The sequence below is a fragment of the Acinetobacter sp. YZS-X1-1 genome (genome assembly GCF_000804305.1).
Lineage (GTDB): Bacteria > Pseudomonadota > Gammaproteobacteria > Pseudomonadales > Moraxellaceae > Acinetobacter > Acinetobacter variabilis.
Genome location: NZ_JWHB01000003.1, coordinates 1 through 14654, shown reverse-complemented (window position 1 = coordinate 14654; position 14654 = coordinate 1). Strand labels below are relative to the sequence as shown.

Annotated in this window: 13 protein-coding genes and 2 pseudogenes; 8 read left to right on the top strand and 7 right to left on the bottom strand. The window is 41.1% G+C overall.

Going from position 1 to position 14654, the window contains the following annotated elements; translation table 11 throughout:
- Window positions 1–19 precede the first annotated feature (19 nt).
- Complete coding sequence (locus RJ01_RS02570) at window positions 20–529, top strand: hypothetical protein (protein WP_034169961.1); 510 nt, start codon at window positions 20–22, stop codon at window positions 527–529.
- A gap of 45 nt (window positions 530–574) precedes the next feature.
- On the opposite strand, the gene RJ01_RS02565 is transcribed toward RJ01_RS02570, so the two are convergent.
- The 3 genes from RJ01_RS02565 to metK form a co-directional block, all read right to left on the bottom strand.
- On the bottom strand, window positions 575–1786 hold the full coding sequence (locus tag RJ01_RS02565) for a YeeE/YedE family protein (protein WP_034169960.1): 1212 nt from the start codon (window positions 1784–1786) through the stop codon (window positions 575–577).
- 251 nt (window positions 1787–2037) lie between these two features.
- Entirely contained in the window at window positions 2038–2382 is a 345-nt protein-coding gene (locus tag RJ01_RS02560; protein ID WP_004786283.1) for a hypothetical protein, read from the bottom strand.
- A gap of 336 nt (window positions 2383–2718) precedes the next feature.
- Window positions 2719–3885, bottom strand: a complete 1167-nt coding sequence (metK, locus tag RJ01_RS02555) for a methionine adenosyltransferase (protein ID WP_004786281.1) — start codon at window positions 3883–3885, stop codon at window positions 2719–2721.
- Between the two features lie 471 nt (window positions 3886–4356).
- Here metK and RJ01_RS02550 point away from each other — a divergent pair, with 471 nt between their 5' ends.
- The 5 genes and pseudogenes from RJ01_RS02550 (at window position 4357) to RJ01_RS02530 (ending at window position 8866) form a co-directional block, all read left to right on the top strand.
- A complete protein-coding gene (locus RJ01_RS02550) occupies window positions 4357–4740 on the top strand; it encodes a prepilin-type N-terminal cleavage/methylation domain-containing protein (protein WP_034169959.1) in 384 nt (127 codons plus the stop codon).
- A gap of 438 nt (window positions 4741–5178) precedes the next feature.
- Window positions 5179–7167, top strand: coding sequence for a transketolase (tkt, locus tag RJ01_RS02545; RefSeq protein WP_034169958.1), 1989 nt, complete (start codon window positions 5179–5181; stop codon window positions 7165–7167).
- Between the two features lie 135 nt (window positions 7168–7302).
- Window positions 7303–7518 carry a hypothetical protein gene (locus RJ01_RS02540; RefSeq protein WP_004786275.1) on the top strand — a complete coding sequence of 72 codons (216 nt, stop codon included), beginning with the start codon at window positions 7303–7305 and terminating at the stop codon, window positions 7516–7518.
- A gap of 175 nt (window positions 7519–7693) precedes the next feature.
- Window positions 7694–8149: pseudogene (locus tag RJ01_RS02535) on the top strand (GNAT family N-acetyltransferase).
- Between the two features lie 129 nt (window positions 8150–8278).
- The gene (locus RJ01_RS02530) at window positions 8279–8866 is read left to right on the top strand and encodes a YceI family protein (RefSeq protein ID WP_005235180.1); all 588 of its coding nucleotides are present in this window, start codon (window positions 8279–8281) and stop codon (window positions 8864–8866) included.
- Between the two features lie 47 nt (window positions 8867–8913).
- Here the strand turns inward: RJ01_RS02530 and RJ01_RS02525 are convergent, their stop codons facing one another.
- The gene (locus tag RJ01_RS02525; RefSeq protein WP_034169957.1) at window positions 8914–9630 is read right to left on the bottom strand and encodes a glutamine amidotransferase; all 717 of its coding nucleotides are present in this window, start codon (window positions 9628–9630) and stop codon (window positions 8914–8916) included.
- 225 nt (window positions 9631–9855) lie between these two features.
- Here RJ01_RS02525 and yfcF point away from each other — a divergent pair, with 225 nt between their 5' ends.
- Both yfcF and RJ01_RS02515 read left to right on the top strand, forming a co-directional pair.
- Window positions 9856–10503, top strand: coding sequence for a glutathione transferase (yfcF, locus tag RJ01_RS02520; protein WP_034169956.1), 648 nt, complete (start codon window positions 9856–9858; stop codon window positions 10501–10503).
- Between the two features lie 197 nt (window positions 10504–10700).
- On the top strand, window positions 10701–11651 hold the full coding sequence (locus RJ01_RS02515) for a cation diffusion facilitator family transporter (RefSeq protein ID WP_034169955.1): 951 nt from the start codon (window positions 10701–10703) through the stop codon (window positions 11649–11651).
- 56 nt (window positions 11652–11707) lie between these two features.
- On the opposite strand, the gene RJ01_RS02510 is transcribed toward RJ01_RS02515, so the two are convergent.
- The 3 genes and pseudogenes from RJ01_RS02510 to RJ01_RS15705 all read right to left on the bottom strand — a co-directional run.
- Complete coding sequence (locus RJ01_RS02510; RefSeq protein ID WP_034169954.1) at window positions 11708–12685, bottom strand: fatty acid desaturase family protein; 978 nt, start codon at window positions 12683–12685, stop codon at window positions 11708–11710.
- A gap of 94 nt (window positions 12686–12779) precedes the next feature.
- On the bottom strand, window positions 12780–13568 hold the full coding sequence (locus tag RJ01_RS02505; RefSeq protein ID WP_034169953.1) for a PaaX family transcriptional regulator C-terminal domain-containing protein: 789 nt from the start codon (window positions 13566–13568) through the stop codon (window positions 12780–12782).
- A 479-nt stretch (window positions 13569–14047) separates the two neighbouring features.
- Window positions 14048–14654, bottom strand: a pseudogene (locus RJ01_RS15705) (IS3 family transposase); the annotation flags it as partial.

The window sequence follows — 14654 nt, the reverse complement described above, 5'->3', positions numbered from 1 at the left end:
TTAGATCGAGTGTATAGATATGAAGGTATGGCTGGCATCATTAGCTATGGTAACTGGATTGGCCGCATGTTCAGCAGAGCAACAGAAAGTAGCAGTAGATCCAGGTAAATATCAGGTTAAAAGTGCACAGGAATTACAGCAACGTTTTGATGATCTAAACAGTAAGTTGGCACAAGACTTTCAGCAATTTAAAAAAGTAGAAAGTATTGCCTTTTCTCATCAGCTGCCTTTGGATGTGAATAACCTGCAAACCTTGAATCAGCATCCTGTCAGCCGGACTGCGCTAAAATCCAGTAAAGTGGCCTATTGTGACATGATGAATGGTTATTTTGCTGAGATGTATCGCTTGGGGCATTATAATCTGAATCTGGTCGACGAAATTCAATTGCCTAAAGCCGAGAATGAAGACTTGAAATCCAATTTTGCATCTAGCGATCAGTTCTATACTTTTATTCTGGATCGTTATACGACTTATCGCCAAGTGCAACAGACCATGAATTATGGCTGTAACTTAAAAGCTGCATTGTAAGTATTAAGCTATAAAAAAGCCCCTCGCAAAGATGGGCTTTTTTATTTAGCAGCCAGTCAGTTTTTCTGGTTGAGGTTTCTCACCGGGGAAGAAAATTGGACGAAGTTTTACCCCAAGCCCATTTCCAAGGAATGCGAAGACCAGCCATAACCAGCCATGTACGCTGCCTGAAGCAATACCACTAAAATAGGCACCGATATTACAGCCATAAGCCAGACGAGCGCCGTAGCCAAGCATCAAACCGCCAATAACTGCAGCAACCAATGAACGTTTTGGAATATTGAAGTTTGGAGCAAATTTACCTGCCAGACTGGCAGCCAATAATGCACCAAGCATGATGCCAAAGTTCATCATAGACGTAATATCGAACCAGAGCGATTCAGATAAGGCTTTGGCATTGGCTGGTTGCTGCCAATACGCCCAAGAGGCTACATCAATTCCAACAAAACTTGCAGATTTCGCGGCCCAGACAGCAAGGGCAGAAGTAACCCCCCATGGACGACCAGCCAGCGCCAAAGTAGCAAAGTTAAGCAGGGTTAAAATGATTCCACCCCAGATTAATGGCCATGGACCACGCAAAAAGCGTTTCCAGCCCTGATGCTGGCTTTGAGGTTCAACTTCTAAATTGCCATGACGTTTCTTTTCAAAAAAGATAGTTGCAGTAGCAATAACAGCAAAAATGACAAAGCTCAAAACAAGTGCAGGAATGACACCAAAACTTTCTACAATGGAGATGGGTGCGAAATGGGGTAGGTTAAACCACCAGTCAATATGCGAAGTCGCAATCAGTGAGCCAGCACAGAAGAAGAACAGGGTTACCAGCATACGGGCACTACCACCACCAACGGTATAAAGTGTGCCTGATGCACAACCGCCACCGAGCTGCATGCCAATCCCGAAAATAAATGCCCCGATTACCACAGAAAGCGAAACTGGACTGACAAAGCCTTGAACTGGATTACCAAACAGTTCACCTGCGCCTAAAGCAGGAAAAAATAGCAAGACAGCAAGACCCAGCATGATCATTTGGGCACGTAAGCCACGACCACGACGTTCTTTAATAAAGACGCGCCAGCTGGAGGTGAAACCAAACGAGGCATGATACAAGGTCATACCCAGTGCACCACCCACCAGAAATAATAGAGCCTGGTTCAGGCCCACGATGTGATAGGCACCGACAGTTCCTAATACAAGTAAAATAAAAGCCACCCAGACCGAGAGATTCGATCGCTGGGAAGACGCAGCAATAACAAACATGGGAGATCAAGCTTTAAAAAATAAAGTCGCGTATATTACGCAATTTCTCACTAAAATAGGCTGATCTAGAATTTCTAAGAGCCAATTAAACATCCTGATAACTGATAATAATTATGACTTTAAATGATATAAGGTCGTGATTATTTCAAAAGATATCAGCTTAATTAGAACAATCACCTGCCTAATAGTGAAATGTATAAAAAGTTTAAAAGCCTGCAAAGCAGGCTTTTAAAGATCTAAAGCTTTAAAAATTAATTTTCAGCTTTCTCGCGTACTTTGCCTGCACCTTCTTCAATAGCACCGGCAGTTGCAGCAGTCGCGTTTTTAGCGGCTTCAGCAGTTGCATCTGCTGCTCGAGAAGTCGCAGCGGCGGCTTCATCAGCGGCACGGGAAGCATTTGCAGCCGCATTATCCATGGCTTGGTCAGTTTCCTGAGAAGCCTCATGAGTGGCATCTTCCATATCATGGCCTGCTTGAGTAGCAGCATTTTCTAAATGTTCGCCAGTTGTCGCACCTGTTTCAGGATTTTCTTTCTTATTACAACCCACTAAAGCAACGGTTGCAGCTAAACCCAAAGCAACAAGTAATTTATTCATCGTGTCATATCCTTTGTAGTTGTAAGGTCGAAAACAGTCTAGCGAGTATTTATTTGAATTTATGCTAATAATTAGATCAGAATTTGTTCGCTAAATGTAATTTTTATAAAGGCTTATACAATTTTTGCCAAATATAAATCGTCTGATTATTTGAATGTATTTTCTTACAACCCTTATATGGATTGCTTCTCACTGCTTATAAAGAATAAGTTTATCCGTGTTAATATGAGTTTTAGATGTAACAAAACACAACTATTTCCAGCTCAATTTTTGTCAGGCTAAAAGTAGAAGCCATAAAAAAAGCCCGCATAAAGCGAGCTTTTAAAACTTGAAAAATTATAGACCAGCAGATGCTTTAAGTGCTTCGACTTTGTCAGTTTTTTCCCAAGTAAATGCAGTATCTGAACCTTCACGACCAAAGTGACCATAAGCCGCAGTCTGTTTATACATTGGCTGGATCAGGTTCAACATACGGGTAATACCATATGGACGCAGGTCAAAGTGCTCACGAACCAATTGAACGATCAATTCATCAGACACTTTGCCTGTATTGAAGGTATTGATTGAAATTGAAGTTGGCTCCGCAACACCAATTGCATAAGACACCTGAATTTCACATTTATCAGCAAGACCCGCAGCGACAATGTTTTTCGCAACATAACGGCCTGCATAAGCAGCAGAACGGTCAACTTTTGATGGATCTTTACCAGAGAATGCACCACCACCGTGACGGGCCATACCGCCGTAAGTATCTACAATGATTTTACGGCCAGTCAGACCACAGTCACCTACAGGACCACCGATCACAAACATTCCGGTCGGATTGATGTGGAATTTGGTGTCTGCATGGAACATGTCGGCAGGAATGATTTTTTTCACGATTTCTTCAATCACAGCTTCTTTTAAATGAGCTTGTGAAATTTCAGGATCGTGTTGAGTCGAAAGCACAACAGCATCTAGACGAACAGGTACGCCATTTTCATAAGCGAAAGTCACCTGGCTTTTTGCGTCTGGACGTAACCAAGGCAATGTACCGTTACGGCGTAATTCAGCCTGTTTTTCCATTAAGCGGTGCGCATAAGAAATTGGCGCAGGCATGAGTACATCAGTTTCACGGCTGGCATAACCAAACATCAAGCCTTGGTCGCCGGCACCTTGATCTTCCGGTTTCTGACGGTCTACACCCTGAGCAATTTCAGGAGACTGTTTACCGATCATGTTGATGATCGCACAAGTCGAACCATCAAAGCCAAGGTCAGAATGATGATAACCAATACTGTTAACGGTATGGCGGACAACCGCTTCAAAATCGATGTTCGCAGTTGTTGTGATTTCACCGGCAAGTACAACCGCACCTGTTTTTACAAGCGTTTCACAAGCAACCCGTGCGTATGGGTCTTCTTTTAAGATTGCATCCAAGATAGCATCACTGATTTGATCAGCCATTTTATCTGGATGGCCTTCGCTTACAGATTCCGAAGTAAATACAGCGTACTCGCGCATAGTCCTATCACAGTTAAATTTAAAGACCCGATATGTTACATCGACTTGTGCTCTAGGACTAGCGCAACTCGACAAAATTGCACGAAATTGTTTCAAATTATTGTGCTTTTATTTGATTATTGGAATTAAAAAAACTGATATACCTAATTAAATAGCAGGGTGGATTCATTTAATAAACTTAATAAATAATCTGTGAATTGATAAGAGAGGCTTATTAAGCAGTGATATTTCTAAACAAATTTGCATAACTAAGTACTAAGAAAAATATAAAGATTAAATGCCTCAAATATCAAGGAAAGTGATCATTCTATTAATAAATTAAGGTGGGTGTATTGACTACACGACAGACAGCCTTGCTGCAAATAGTACGACTCTGCATAGTAGCTTCAAGTCTTCAGAAACCGCCTGTCAGGAAGTGGCGAAATCTTTTGGTATGGACTTGTTTAAAAGACTGTACGGAGATGGAAAAGCATGTATCAAAAGGCGTTTACCTTGATTGAAGTCATGATTGTACTCACGATTATTGCCATTCTGGCGACAGTAGCAGGCATGAGTTATCACAGTTATGTAGTGCGAAGCCAACTAGCAGAGGTTTTTGAGCAGGCAGGTAGCTATCGAACTCAATTTATTGCCTCTGATGGACATTGTGATGCAGGCCGTCAAATTGGCAGCGGAACCCAATATATTGAAAAAGTCGTGATCAATGCCGCTTGTCGGATTGAATTTAAGCTACGGCAGGATAGGGTAGATACGGCAATCCGTGGGAAATCCATCGCTTTTGATGTCTATAGCGGCAGTTGTTCGTCGAGCGATATCAGTCAGCGTTATTTACCTAAAGATTGCCGAGGACAATAATTTTCATGGTATCGATTAGCCTGATTTAATTTTAACTTTTATTTTTTATGTCTGAGGATCTGGGGCAGATAATAGATATTCACATATGCTTTTTTATAGTCTGGAAACGATCATTTATTTAAATCTGGATATTCTGTTTTGATCCTTACATGAATCTCCTGAAAAGGAATTCAACATATTACAAAAGTTTAATTTATAAAAAATAGTTAAGAATAATCCCAGATTTATCATCTTATTAGAATCTAACTTAGATTCTAGTCAATCAATGCACCTTAAAAGTGCAGAATATTTATCCGATAGTTAAATACAAGATCAATAAATTGATAAATATTGTAGGCTAGTCTTTACCCCTCGCTGTTTTTTTAAGACAATAGACGGCAGTTTTGAAAGTCTTTTCATCTTTTCCTATTTCTTCTGAATTTATTTGGACGCTGATTTATGACAACCCCGCTTAATGAACGTCGTATTGCAAACGCAATTCGTGTATTGGCAATGGATGCTGTGCAAAAAGCAAACTCAGGACATCCAGGTGCTCCAATGGGGATGGCAGATATCGCTGATGTGGTTTGGCGTGAATTCTTAAACCATAACCCAACAAATCCGAATTGGGCTAACCGTGACCGTTTCGTATTGTCGAATGGCCATGGCTCTATGCTTCAATACGCACTTCTTCATTTAACGGGCTATGATCTTTCAATTGAAGATCTTAAAGCATTCCGTCAACTTCATTCTAAAACTCCAGGTCACCCAGAATTGGGCTATGCACCGGGTATTGAAACAACCACTGGTCCTTTAGGCCAAGGTATCGCAAATGCTGTTGGTTTCGCACTGGCTGAGAAAACTTTAGCTGCACAATTCAACAAAGACGATATCAAAGTTGTTGATCACTACACTTACTGCTTTCTGGGCGATGGCTGCTTGATGGAAGGTGTTTCTCACGAAGCATGTTCTTTGGCAGGTACTTTAGGTCTAGGCAAGCTGATTGCTTACTATGACGACAACGGCATTTCAATTGACGGCGAAGTTGAAGGCTGGTTCTCTGACGATACAGAACAACGCTTCAAGTCTTATGGCTGGCAAGTGATCAAAGTTGACGGTCATGATGCTGATGCAATCCGTCAAGCCACTGTAGAAGCAAAAGCTGAAGCGAACAAACCAACCATCATCATGTGTAAAACAGTGATCGGTTTAGGTTCACCAAACAAACAGGGTAAAGAAGACTGTCACGGTGCACCTTTGGGTAATGACGAAATCGTATTGACTCGTGAAGCGCTTGGTTGGTCAGACGAAGCATTTGTCATTCCTGAGGATGTATACGCAGCTTGGGATGCCAAAGAAAAAGGTTCACAAGCTGAAGCAGCATGGAACGAAACTTTTGCCGCTTATGCAGCAAAATATCCAACAGAAGCAGCAGAATTAAAACGTCGTCTTTCTGGTGATCTTCCAGCTGACTTCGTTGCAAAAGCAGATGCTTACATCGCTGAAGTAAATGTGAAAGAAGAAACCATTGCAACACGTAAAGCGAGCCAAAACACGTTACAAGCACTTGTACCTTTATTACCAGAAGTACTAGGTGGTTCTGCTGACCTTGCAGGTTCTAACCTGACACTTTGGAAAGGTGCACAAGGCGTACAGGACAATCCAGCAGGTAACTATGTTCATTACGGCGTACGTGAATTTGGTATGACTGCGATTGCCAATGGTGTAGCATTGCATGGCGGTTTCATTCCTTATGTAGCAACATTCCTGATGTTTATGGAATATGCACGTAATGCAGTACGTATGTCTGCGCTGATGAAACAACGTGTGATTCATGTCTACACTCACGATTCAATCGGTCTGGGTGAAGATGGTCCTACACACCAGCCAATCGAACAAATCGCATCTTTACGTGGTACACCAAACCTGAATACATGGCGTCCATGTGACACCGTTGAAGCAGCGATTTCCTGGAAATCTGCTTTGATGCGTTCAGAAGGTCCAACAGCGTTGATCTTCTCTCGTCAAAACCTGCCATTCCAGACTCGTACTCAAGCACAAATTGAGAATGTAGCGAAAGGTGGTTATGTTCTGGCTGAAGAAAAAGGCGAATTGAAAGCGATTATCATTGCGACTGGTTCTGAAGTTTCTCTTGCAATGGAAGCTTATGCACAGCTTGAAGGTGTACGTGTCGTATCTATGCCATGTGCTGAAGAATTCATGAAGCAAGATGCTGCTTACCGTGAATCAGTTCTTCCTGCAGCGATTCGTGCACGTGTAGCGGTTGAAGCTGCACATGTAGATTATTGGTGGAAATTTGTAGGTCTTGACGGTCGTGTGATCGGTATGACCACTTACGGTGAATCTGCACCTGCTAAAGACCTGTTCAAACACTTCGGTATTACAACTGAAGCTGTTGTAGCAGCTGTAAAAGAGATTACTGCTTAATCAACTGATTGAGTCGTTTTTTAAGGGCGCCCCAGTTTTGGGGCGTCTTTTGTTTTTTCGCTTTCTAGCCTTGTTTTCATGTGGCAACCGCTAAAAAGTGTTCTCCCATAATTGAAATGAAAGAGTGAGATAAACATGAGCTTGTATGAACAAATTAGTGATGAAATTACTTTAATGGATGCAGGCGAGCAGAAATGGATCGGGCAGGATCTCCCCCTTGAAGCAATGGTTGCGGTTGAGCTATTACTTCAGGAAATGGCTGAAGAAAAAATCATTAAAGTACGTCGTAAGAACCATGAAAAGCATTCTGGTTTGAAACAGGTGGATCGTATTCTGGTTGAAAAACTTTAAATATAAAGCGTGAAAAGTCCCTAATTGGGGCTTTTTTTATGTCGGATGATTTCCATCTGACAGGTTGCTTATGAGCGCCAGATGAGATAAAGCTAAGTTTAGGTTGCTATAAAAATTCCGCGACCACTATCGAAACGACTTAAATTAAAGAAATAAGCCAAAGAAGCAGTTAAACATGAATATACAGCCGCAGATCCAGATCAAATCTCTAGAGCAAATATCACAGTCAGAATGGCTATCTTTATGGTAAGACTATCAACGCTTTTATCAAACGCAAATTTCGGATGAGGTAAGTAAAAATACCTGGGATAAATTAACCAATTATGAATTAGATTCAATGTACGGTTTTGCGGCCTTGATTGATGAAAAGGTCGTTGGGATTGTGCATGTCATCGAGCATAACAGTAGCTGGACAGTAAGACCATATGCTTATTTGCAGGATCTATTTACCTATCCGGACTATCGCGGACGGGGCGTGGCGCGAAAGTTGATTCAGCATGTCTATCAGGTAGCGCAGCAGCGTAATTGCGACCGGGTTTACTGGCTGACTCAGGAATCAAATCATCAGACGCAAGCGTTGTATAACAAAGTCGCCAAGAAAACTGGATTTATTCAGTACCGTATGGATTAAAGCTCAAAAATTAAAAAAATAACTTACAATTTTATCGTTTCATTGCTGCAACAAAACGTTTTATCTTTAAGGCTGTAAACGGTTCCAGATTCTATACACTTAATAACATCCAAAACGTGAGATAAAAACATGAATTTAAAAACATTAGCATTAGGCTTGGCGGTCGCATCTGTAGCAACATTTTCTATGGCAAAACCAGTGGCTTATACGATTGACCCGACTCATTCAGCAACGGTTTTCTCTTGGAGCCACTTTGGTTTCTCTACACCATCTGCAAACTTCAGTGATATCCAGGGTACGATTAATGTTGATAATGAAAAACCTGCGAATTCTTCGGTCAATGTGAATATCCCGGTTGCAAGCATTAATACGAATGTGAAAGCGCTGGATGACCATATTAAGACAGCAGAATTTTTTGATGCTGCCAAATATCCGAATATCACTTTTAAAAGTACTAAAGTTCAGGCTTTAGGCAAAAACAAATACAAAATCACCGGTAACTTAACCGTGAAGGATGTCACTAAACCTGTGGTACTGGATGCAGTTTTAAATAAACAAGGCGTACATCCAATGACCAAATTACAAACGATTGGTTTTAATGCAACCACTTCATTTAACCGTTCAGCCTTTGGGGTAGGCGGCTATGTTCCCAATGTGGGCGATAAAATTACAGTGAACATTACTACCGAGGCTTCTGTACCTGCTCCGAAAAAGTAAGAATGACAAATTAAAAAAGCACCCAATAGGGTGCTTTTTTATTACGGTTATTTAAGTTGCAGGTTTTCTAAATAATGCATCAATACCGAACTGGCTGCCTGTTCAAGCGCGGGTGCATAGCTTTGATGATCCGCCCGCAAGGTGGGGATATTGATTTGGGCTTTGCGTAACTCACAGGTATGTCCAATCAGCCATTTCTCTAAACTTTCACTGGATACTTCAGCATGGAATTGTAGTGCTAGAATATTCTGTCCTACCCGAAAGGCCTGATTTGGATAAAGATCAGAGCTGGCCAGCAATTCAGCCTGTTCAGGCAGATCAAAAGTATCGCCGTGCCAATGTAGCACTTCAATATTTTCCAAGGCTTGTAGTGGATTATTCTCAGCGACTAGAAGAGTAAGCTTAGACCAGCCAATTTCTTTGCTATGACCTGCATAGACTTTAGCACCAAGTGCATGAGCAATGAGTTGAGCACCCAGACAAATACCTAAAGTGGGTAAATTATTTTTTAAACGCACTTTAAGTAAGTCTATTTCTTGTTGTAAGAAAGGGTAGTCCACCGTTTCATAGACACCAATTGGACCCCCTAAAATAATTGTCAGACCTGTATATTCATACGCCTTTCGTAGGTCATCAATTCCGGCTTCAAAATAGCGAACACGTAATCCCAGCTGATAAAACACATTTTCCCAGGCACCTAGGTCTTCAAAAGCCAGATGTTGAATGGCATATACGGTATCAGGGAAGTGGTCAAGGTTCAGCATAGCAGTCAGGTCTAAATGGAAAATATTTATTTAACGTTATTCTGCAAAAAATTAGAAGTCTTTTTAATCCGGTGATTTAGCCTTAGGTAGGTGATTCATCCGAATCGGCAAGCCTATGTAAGACTATAACTCCGCTTTGTATCATTATGCAGCGATATTTTCCTTTTCTATAAAAAAGGCGTTAGAGTAGAAAGCAGTGGATAATCATAAGAGGCAGGATAAAAAATGCACAATATCTGCTTATATGTCGATAAAAAACGTATCAGTCCTTATGCCATGTCGGTTTATGTGGCTTTAAAAGAGAAAGGACTCAACTTTCAGGAAAAAATGATCGATCTGAATCTGCTGGAACAGCAATCTTTGGCTTATCGTAAAATTTGTCCGAGTGGCAAAGTCCCTTGCCTGATTATTGATGATTTTCATTTATTTGAATCTTGGGCGATTACCGAATATCTGGAAGATATTTTTCCGGCACCAGATTATCTTGCTTTATATCCTGCAGAGATGAAAGCCAGAGCAAAATGCCGCGCCGTTCAGGCTTTGATGAAAACTGATTTTTCCTCTATCCGGCAGGATATGCCTTCAACTTCGATCTTTGTTCCACCTAAAAGGCCTTTACTCGCATCGGCTGAAACCATGCAGGATATTCAGCGCTTACTGGCAATCACAGAAATTTTACTTGAAAATTTGTGGCTCACCGAACAATGGTCAATTGCAGACTTTGATCTAGCCTTTATGCTGCATCGTCTGCTTAGTCACGATGTTGAGCTTCCCGAAAAGATTCAGGCTTATATCCAGCGTAATTTTCAGCGATCTTCAGTGCAGTCCTGGATTTTGGAAAATGAAAAACTGCGTACTCATGCTGAGTTTTGATTCTATATCGGGTAGAGAGGTAAATTTAATAATTTAAGTACTAAGTTTGCTTAATGAATAGACATGGATATTTTAAAAGAGAGACACGTTATACAAAAAATTGCTTAAATATCAGCAGCGCAGGCGTAGTATAGAAAGTATAGGTAATAAGAAGTAGCTAAAACTTAGAATCAGATTCAAATGAAAAGGAGTATACGGTGGGTGGATCACATCATCATGATCATAGTCATGTAGAAGTTAGTGCGAAGAATGCTAAGAAACTGTCCATCGCCTTAGCTCTGACGACAGCCTTTTTAATTGTAGAAGTTATTGCTGGTTTTATGACTCAGAGTCTGGCCTTGCTTTCTGATGCAGCGCATATGTTTACCGATGCCGCTGCATTGGCGATTGCACTGGCTGCGATTAAGATCGGACAAAAACCCGCAGATGATAAACGTACCTTTGGCTACCAGCGATTTGAAATTCTGGCAGCTTTGTTTAATGCGATTATGCTATTTCTGGTAGCGATGTATATCCTGTTTGAAGCTTACCAGCGCCTGAGCAATGCTCCTGAAATTGAAAGTCTGGGCATGTTAATTGTCGCTATACTCGGACTAGTGATTAACCTGATCTCCATGAAAATTCTGGTTTCTAGCAGTCAGGAAAGCTTGAATATTAAAGGAGCTTATCTGGAAGTACTGAGTGATGCACTAGGTTCGGTGGGTGTCATTATTGGCGCAATCATCATCTATTTCAGCGGCTGGATGTGGATCGATACCGTGATTGCGGTCATGATCGGATTCTGGGTCATTCCACGGACATGGATTTTGTTGAAACAGAGTATCAATATTCTGCTAGAAGGGGTTCCTGATGAAATCGATATTGAAAAACTGCGCCATGACCTACTGGCTCTAGATGGTGTTGAAGATATTCATCAGCTAAAAGTCTGGGCGATTACTTCCAGGAAGGTGATGTTGACGGTGCATTTAGTTGCGCCAGACGTTGACTATAAAAAGTTGCATCAGGAGGCGTTTGAGATGTTGCATCATGAACATCACATCACCGAGATGACATTGCAAATTGAAGCAGAAGATTGTCCCCCAGAACAGCATCGGCAATCAGCCCATTTGCATGAGCATCATAGGCATAAAGAAAGCCATCAACATTAATTTTGAGGAATCTTGGTATCAAACTTAATGTATTTTTAAACTTCGATCTTTTAATTTTAGTCTTTCAATAATGACACAATTACATCTTTATAACTGGGTGGTGCTTTCACGTAATCGCGCTCTCGCAGCATCTGATGCATTTTGGGCAGATTTTGATGCGGAACAGAAGCCATTAAATGATGTTCTATATGATAATTCACATGAATCGGTGCAACGAAAGCACGCGCTAGCCAACCTGCACGGGTGGTACGGGTATTAGTCAGTGCAGAATTGCTGGTTTCCAGACCGGCATGCTCAGCCATTGCCCGGATACGGATAAACAGTGGGAAAGGGGTGATATAAGCTAGGGGCCATAATAAATAAAGTTTCGGATGACCGCTGGCCCAAAGTGCAGAAAATAGGACAGCATTGGAAATCAGCATACCTGAGCTATTTTTTAACAGATTCTTTGCCAGTTCTAAGTTACTGCGATTACCACGAGGAATTGGTTTCGGATCATTGGAAACACTCCATTCCAGAAGTTCTAAATCCATTAAGACACGACCAGTCAGAAATTTCAGGCCGGATTGACCATTTAGATCTCTAAAGAATTTTCTGAATAATGATTGTTTAGTAATTGGAAAGTTTTTGACCAGACCTAAATCTGGATCATCAGGTTGAGAGGTGCGGGCATGATGTTTCAAATGATAAGGACGATATTTACCGACCTCATTCCAGATCGGACGGGCGCATAGCCAGTCTGTGAAGTGTGTGTTTAGCCACTTGGTTTTAAACAAACTATGGTGTGAGGCGTCGTGCATCAAAATGGCCATAGCGAGTTGGCGACCCGCCAGAATGGCTAATGCCAAGGCACACATCAATATTTTTCCCCAGACTGGTAAATATTCCCAGCTATAAGCAATTGTGCCAAAGGTCAAAACAATCACAGCCCAAGTTGAACCCACTGCCAGAGCACCCTGTAAATCGGATGGGGTAGTCAGCTCTCTAATTTCTTCACGGCTAAATAGCTCTGTGACGCTCACTTTACTGTTCATTATTCTGCCTTGATCTAATTCTTGTATTTCTTATCACTATATTTGAATTAAAATATTACAGTCAATTTATTTTTGTGAGTGTATGGGAAATAAATTATACGCCTTGCTGCTGAAAATATTGCTGCCATAACTGCTGGCCTTGCTCCTCCATACGCCGTACAGCCAGTTCAAACTTTTGTCGGGCTGGAGCATCTAGCCACTCTTCAGGCAATAGTGGATCTGCACGCAGACTAAATACAGCAGATTTCGCCAGATAAAAAGCGGTTTTAGCTGATTCAGCCAAGGATAACTGTTGATGGTTTTCAAACCATTGTTCAATTTCCTGGCTGATATTCAAATAAGTTTGATGCAGGTCATGAATATCCCAAAGTGCAGATACATGGGTGTGCTGATCGATCTCGCTGACCTGAAAAAATCGTGCGCCTTGATCCAGACCAAACTTGACGGCTGCTGATTTAAGCTCGTTCAAACCAAGTTGCAAATTGTCCGGGCGGATAAACACGTTCTGTTCTAGTTCCTGAAATCCATAATAACGCAGGGCTTTTTCCCGTTTAGATAAGGCCGTACGATCTACTCGCCCCAAAGCACCGGTATAAACCAGAATGTACTTACCATCCCAAGCCGTAGCGGTCTGCATATTGGGATGTTTGTTCAGGCTAATAAAAGAAGTATCAAATTTTTTTTCAATTAACTGATAAATGCCGCGTTCTACTGACTGAATGATCTGATCCTGATTAAGTCGTGCGACTGCAACCCGCAAGCTGTTGTCAGAGATTCCTAATAAATCTGCTGCACATAACATCTGTTTGATGCTAACAGTAGAGTTATGTGAGGCATAGAGCAGGTCTAGCACCAGATGTCGGGCATTCAGTTTATAAGTCATGAAACTAGATCGTGATTAGAAAATGAGAAATTGGAAACTTTTTGTACAATAGCATTTTGAATATGAAGAACCAAAGAGAAATACGACTAAAGTGTTTGTATATTCAGGCAATTAATTTTAATTAAAGACAACGTATATGGATAAAAATGACTAGATAAGGTGTTGGTTTTCTACTGAGGCACACTATTTCACAGTCAATAAGTTGGTCTAAGCAGCAAGTCAACGAAAAAGACATAAATCTGTTTTTTTTCTCTTTATTCTTGATTATTTTTAATCCCAGCTCCCTAGGGAACTGGGATTACCTAAAAAATTAAAGTGAAGTGTTAGTTATAACTGCTTCAAAATTGGGTATATGAACAAGAAAAAGATTTCTTATTCATACGAATTACCTTACATATTCGGGTAATTCGGACCACCGCCACCTTCCGGTGTTACCCAGGTGAACCGTACCGGGTTTGTCGGAGACTTTTTTATTTAAGTTAGGCCACCTGACCTAACGGGTTAATCTTATCATAGTACATTGCTTCAAACTCAAAAGGCGATAAATAACCCAGTGCACTGTGTACACGCTTTTTATTGAACCAATCTACCCAGTTGAATGTCGCAAGTTGTACATCTGCTAAACCTTGCCAATCTGCTTTTAAATATTCAATCACCTCTGTTTTGTATAAGCCATTCACCGTTTCAGCCAAAGCATTATCGTATGAATCACCAGTTGTACCGACTGATGCTCGTAAATTTGCAGCTTCTAAACGATTGGTATAGGAGTAGAAAGATATTGAACACCTCTATCGGAATGATGAATCACATTCTTTGGCATGCCTTGATCGTGTAATGCTTGCTCAAGTGCATCGAGCACCATATCTGTATTCATCCGTATAGATACTTTCCATCCAACAATTGCTCGTAAGAACACATCAATAATAAAGGCGATATAGCCCCAACCTGAATTGGTTTGAATATACGTGAAGTCATCGAACTTAGCACTGCTTCGCAAGGGCCAGGATGATCAGCATTAAAATTCCGTTTCACTAAATCATCTGCTCTTTTTTGAACATCTAGGCTACGGGTGGTTTGTTTATTCTT

Excerpts from the sequence above, each read along its gene's own strand:
- RJ01_RS02510 (WP_034169954.1), bottom strand. The coding sequence starts at position 12,685 with ATGAACAGTAAAGTGAGCGTCACAGAGCTATTTAGCCGTGAAGAAATT.
- RJ01_RS02560 (WP_004786283.1), bottom strand. The coding sequence starts at position 2,382 with ATGAATAAATTACTTGTTGCTTTGGGTTTAGCTGCAACCGTTGCTTTA.
- RJ01_RS02505 (WP_034169953.1), bottom strand. The coding sequence starts at position 13,568 with ATGACTTATAAACTGAATGCCCGACATCTGGTGCTAGACCTGCTCTAT.
- RJ01_RS02565 (WP_034169960.1), bottom strand. The coding sequence starts at position 1,786 with ATGTTTGTTATTGCTGCGTCTTCCCAGCGATCGAATCTCTCGGTCTGG.
- tkt (WP_034169958.1), top strand. The coding sequence starts at position 5,179 with ATGACAACCCCGCTTAATGAACGTCGTATTGCAAACGCAATTCGTGTA.
- RJ01_RS02540 (WP_004786275.1), top strand. The coding sequence starts at position 7,303 with ATGAGCTTGTATGAACAAATTAGTGATGAAATTACTTTAATGGATGCA.
- RJ01_RS02530 (WP_005235180.1), top strand. The coding sequence starts at position 8,279 with ATGAATTTAAAAACATTAGCATTAGGCTTGGCGGTCGCATCTGTAGCA.
- RJ01_RS02550 (WP_034169959.1), top strand. The coding sequence starts at position 4,357 with ATGTATCAAAAGGCGTTTACCTTGATTGAAGTCATGATTGTACTCACG.
- RJ01_RS02570 (WP_034169961.1), top strand. The coding sequence starts at position 20 with ATGAAGGTATGGCTGGCATCATTAGCTATGGTAACTGGATTGGCCGCA.
- yfcF (WP_034169956.1), top strand. The coding sequence starts at position 9,856 with ATGCACAATATCTGCTTATATGTCGATAAAAAACGTATCAGTCCTTAT.
- metK (WP_004786281.1), bottom strand. The coding sequence starts at position 3,885 with ATGCGCGAGTACGCTGTATTTACTTCGGAATCTGTAAGCGAAGGCCAT.
- RJ01_RS02525 (WP_034169957.1), bottom strand. The coding sequence starts at position 9,630 with ATGCTGAACCTTGACCACTTCCCTGATACCGTATATGCCATTCAACAT.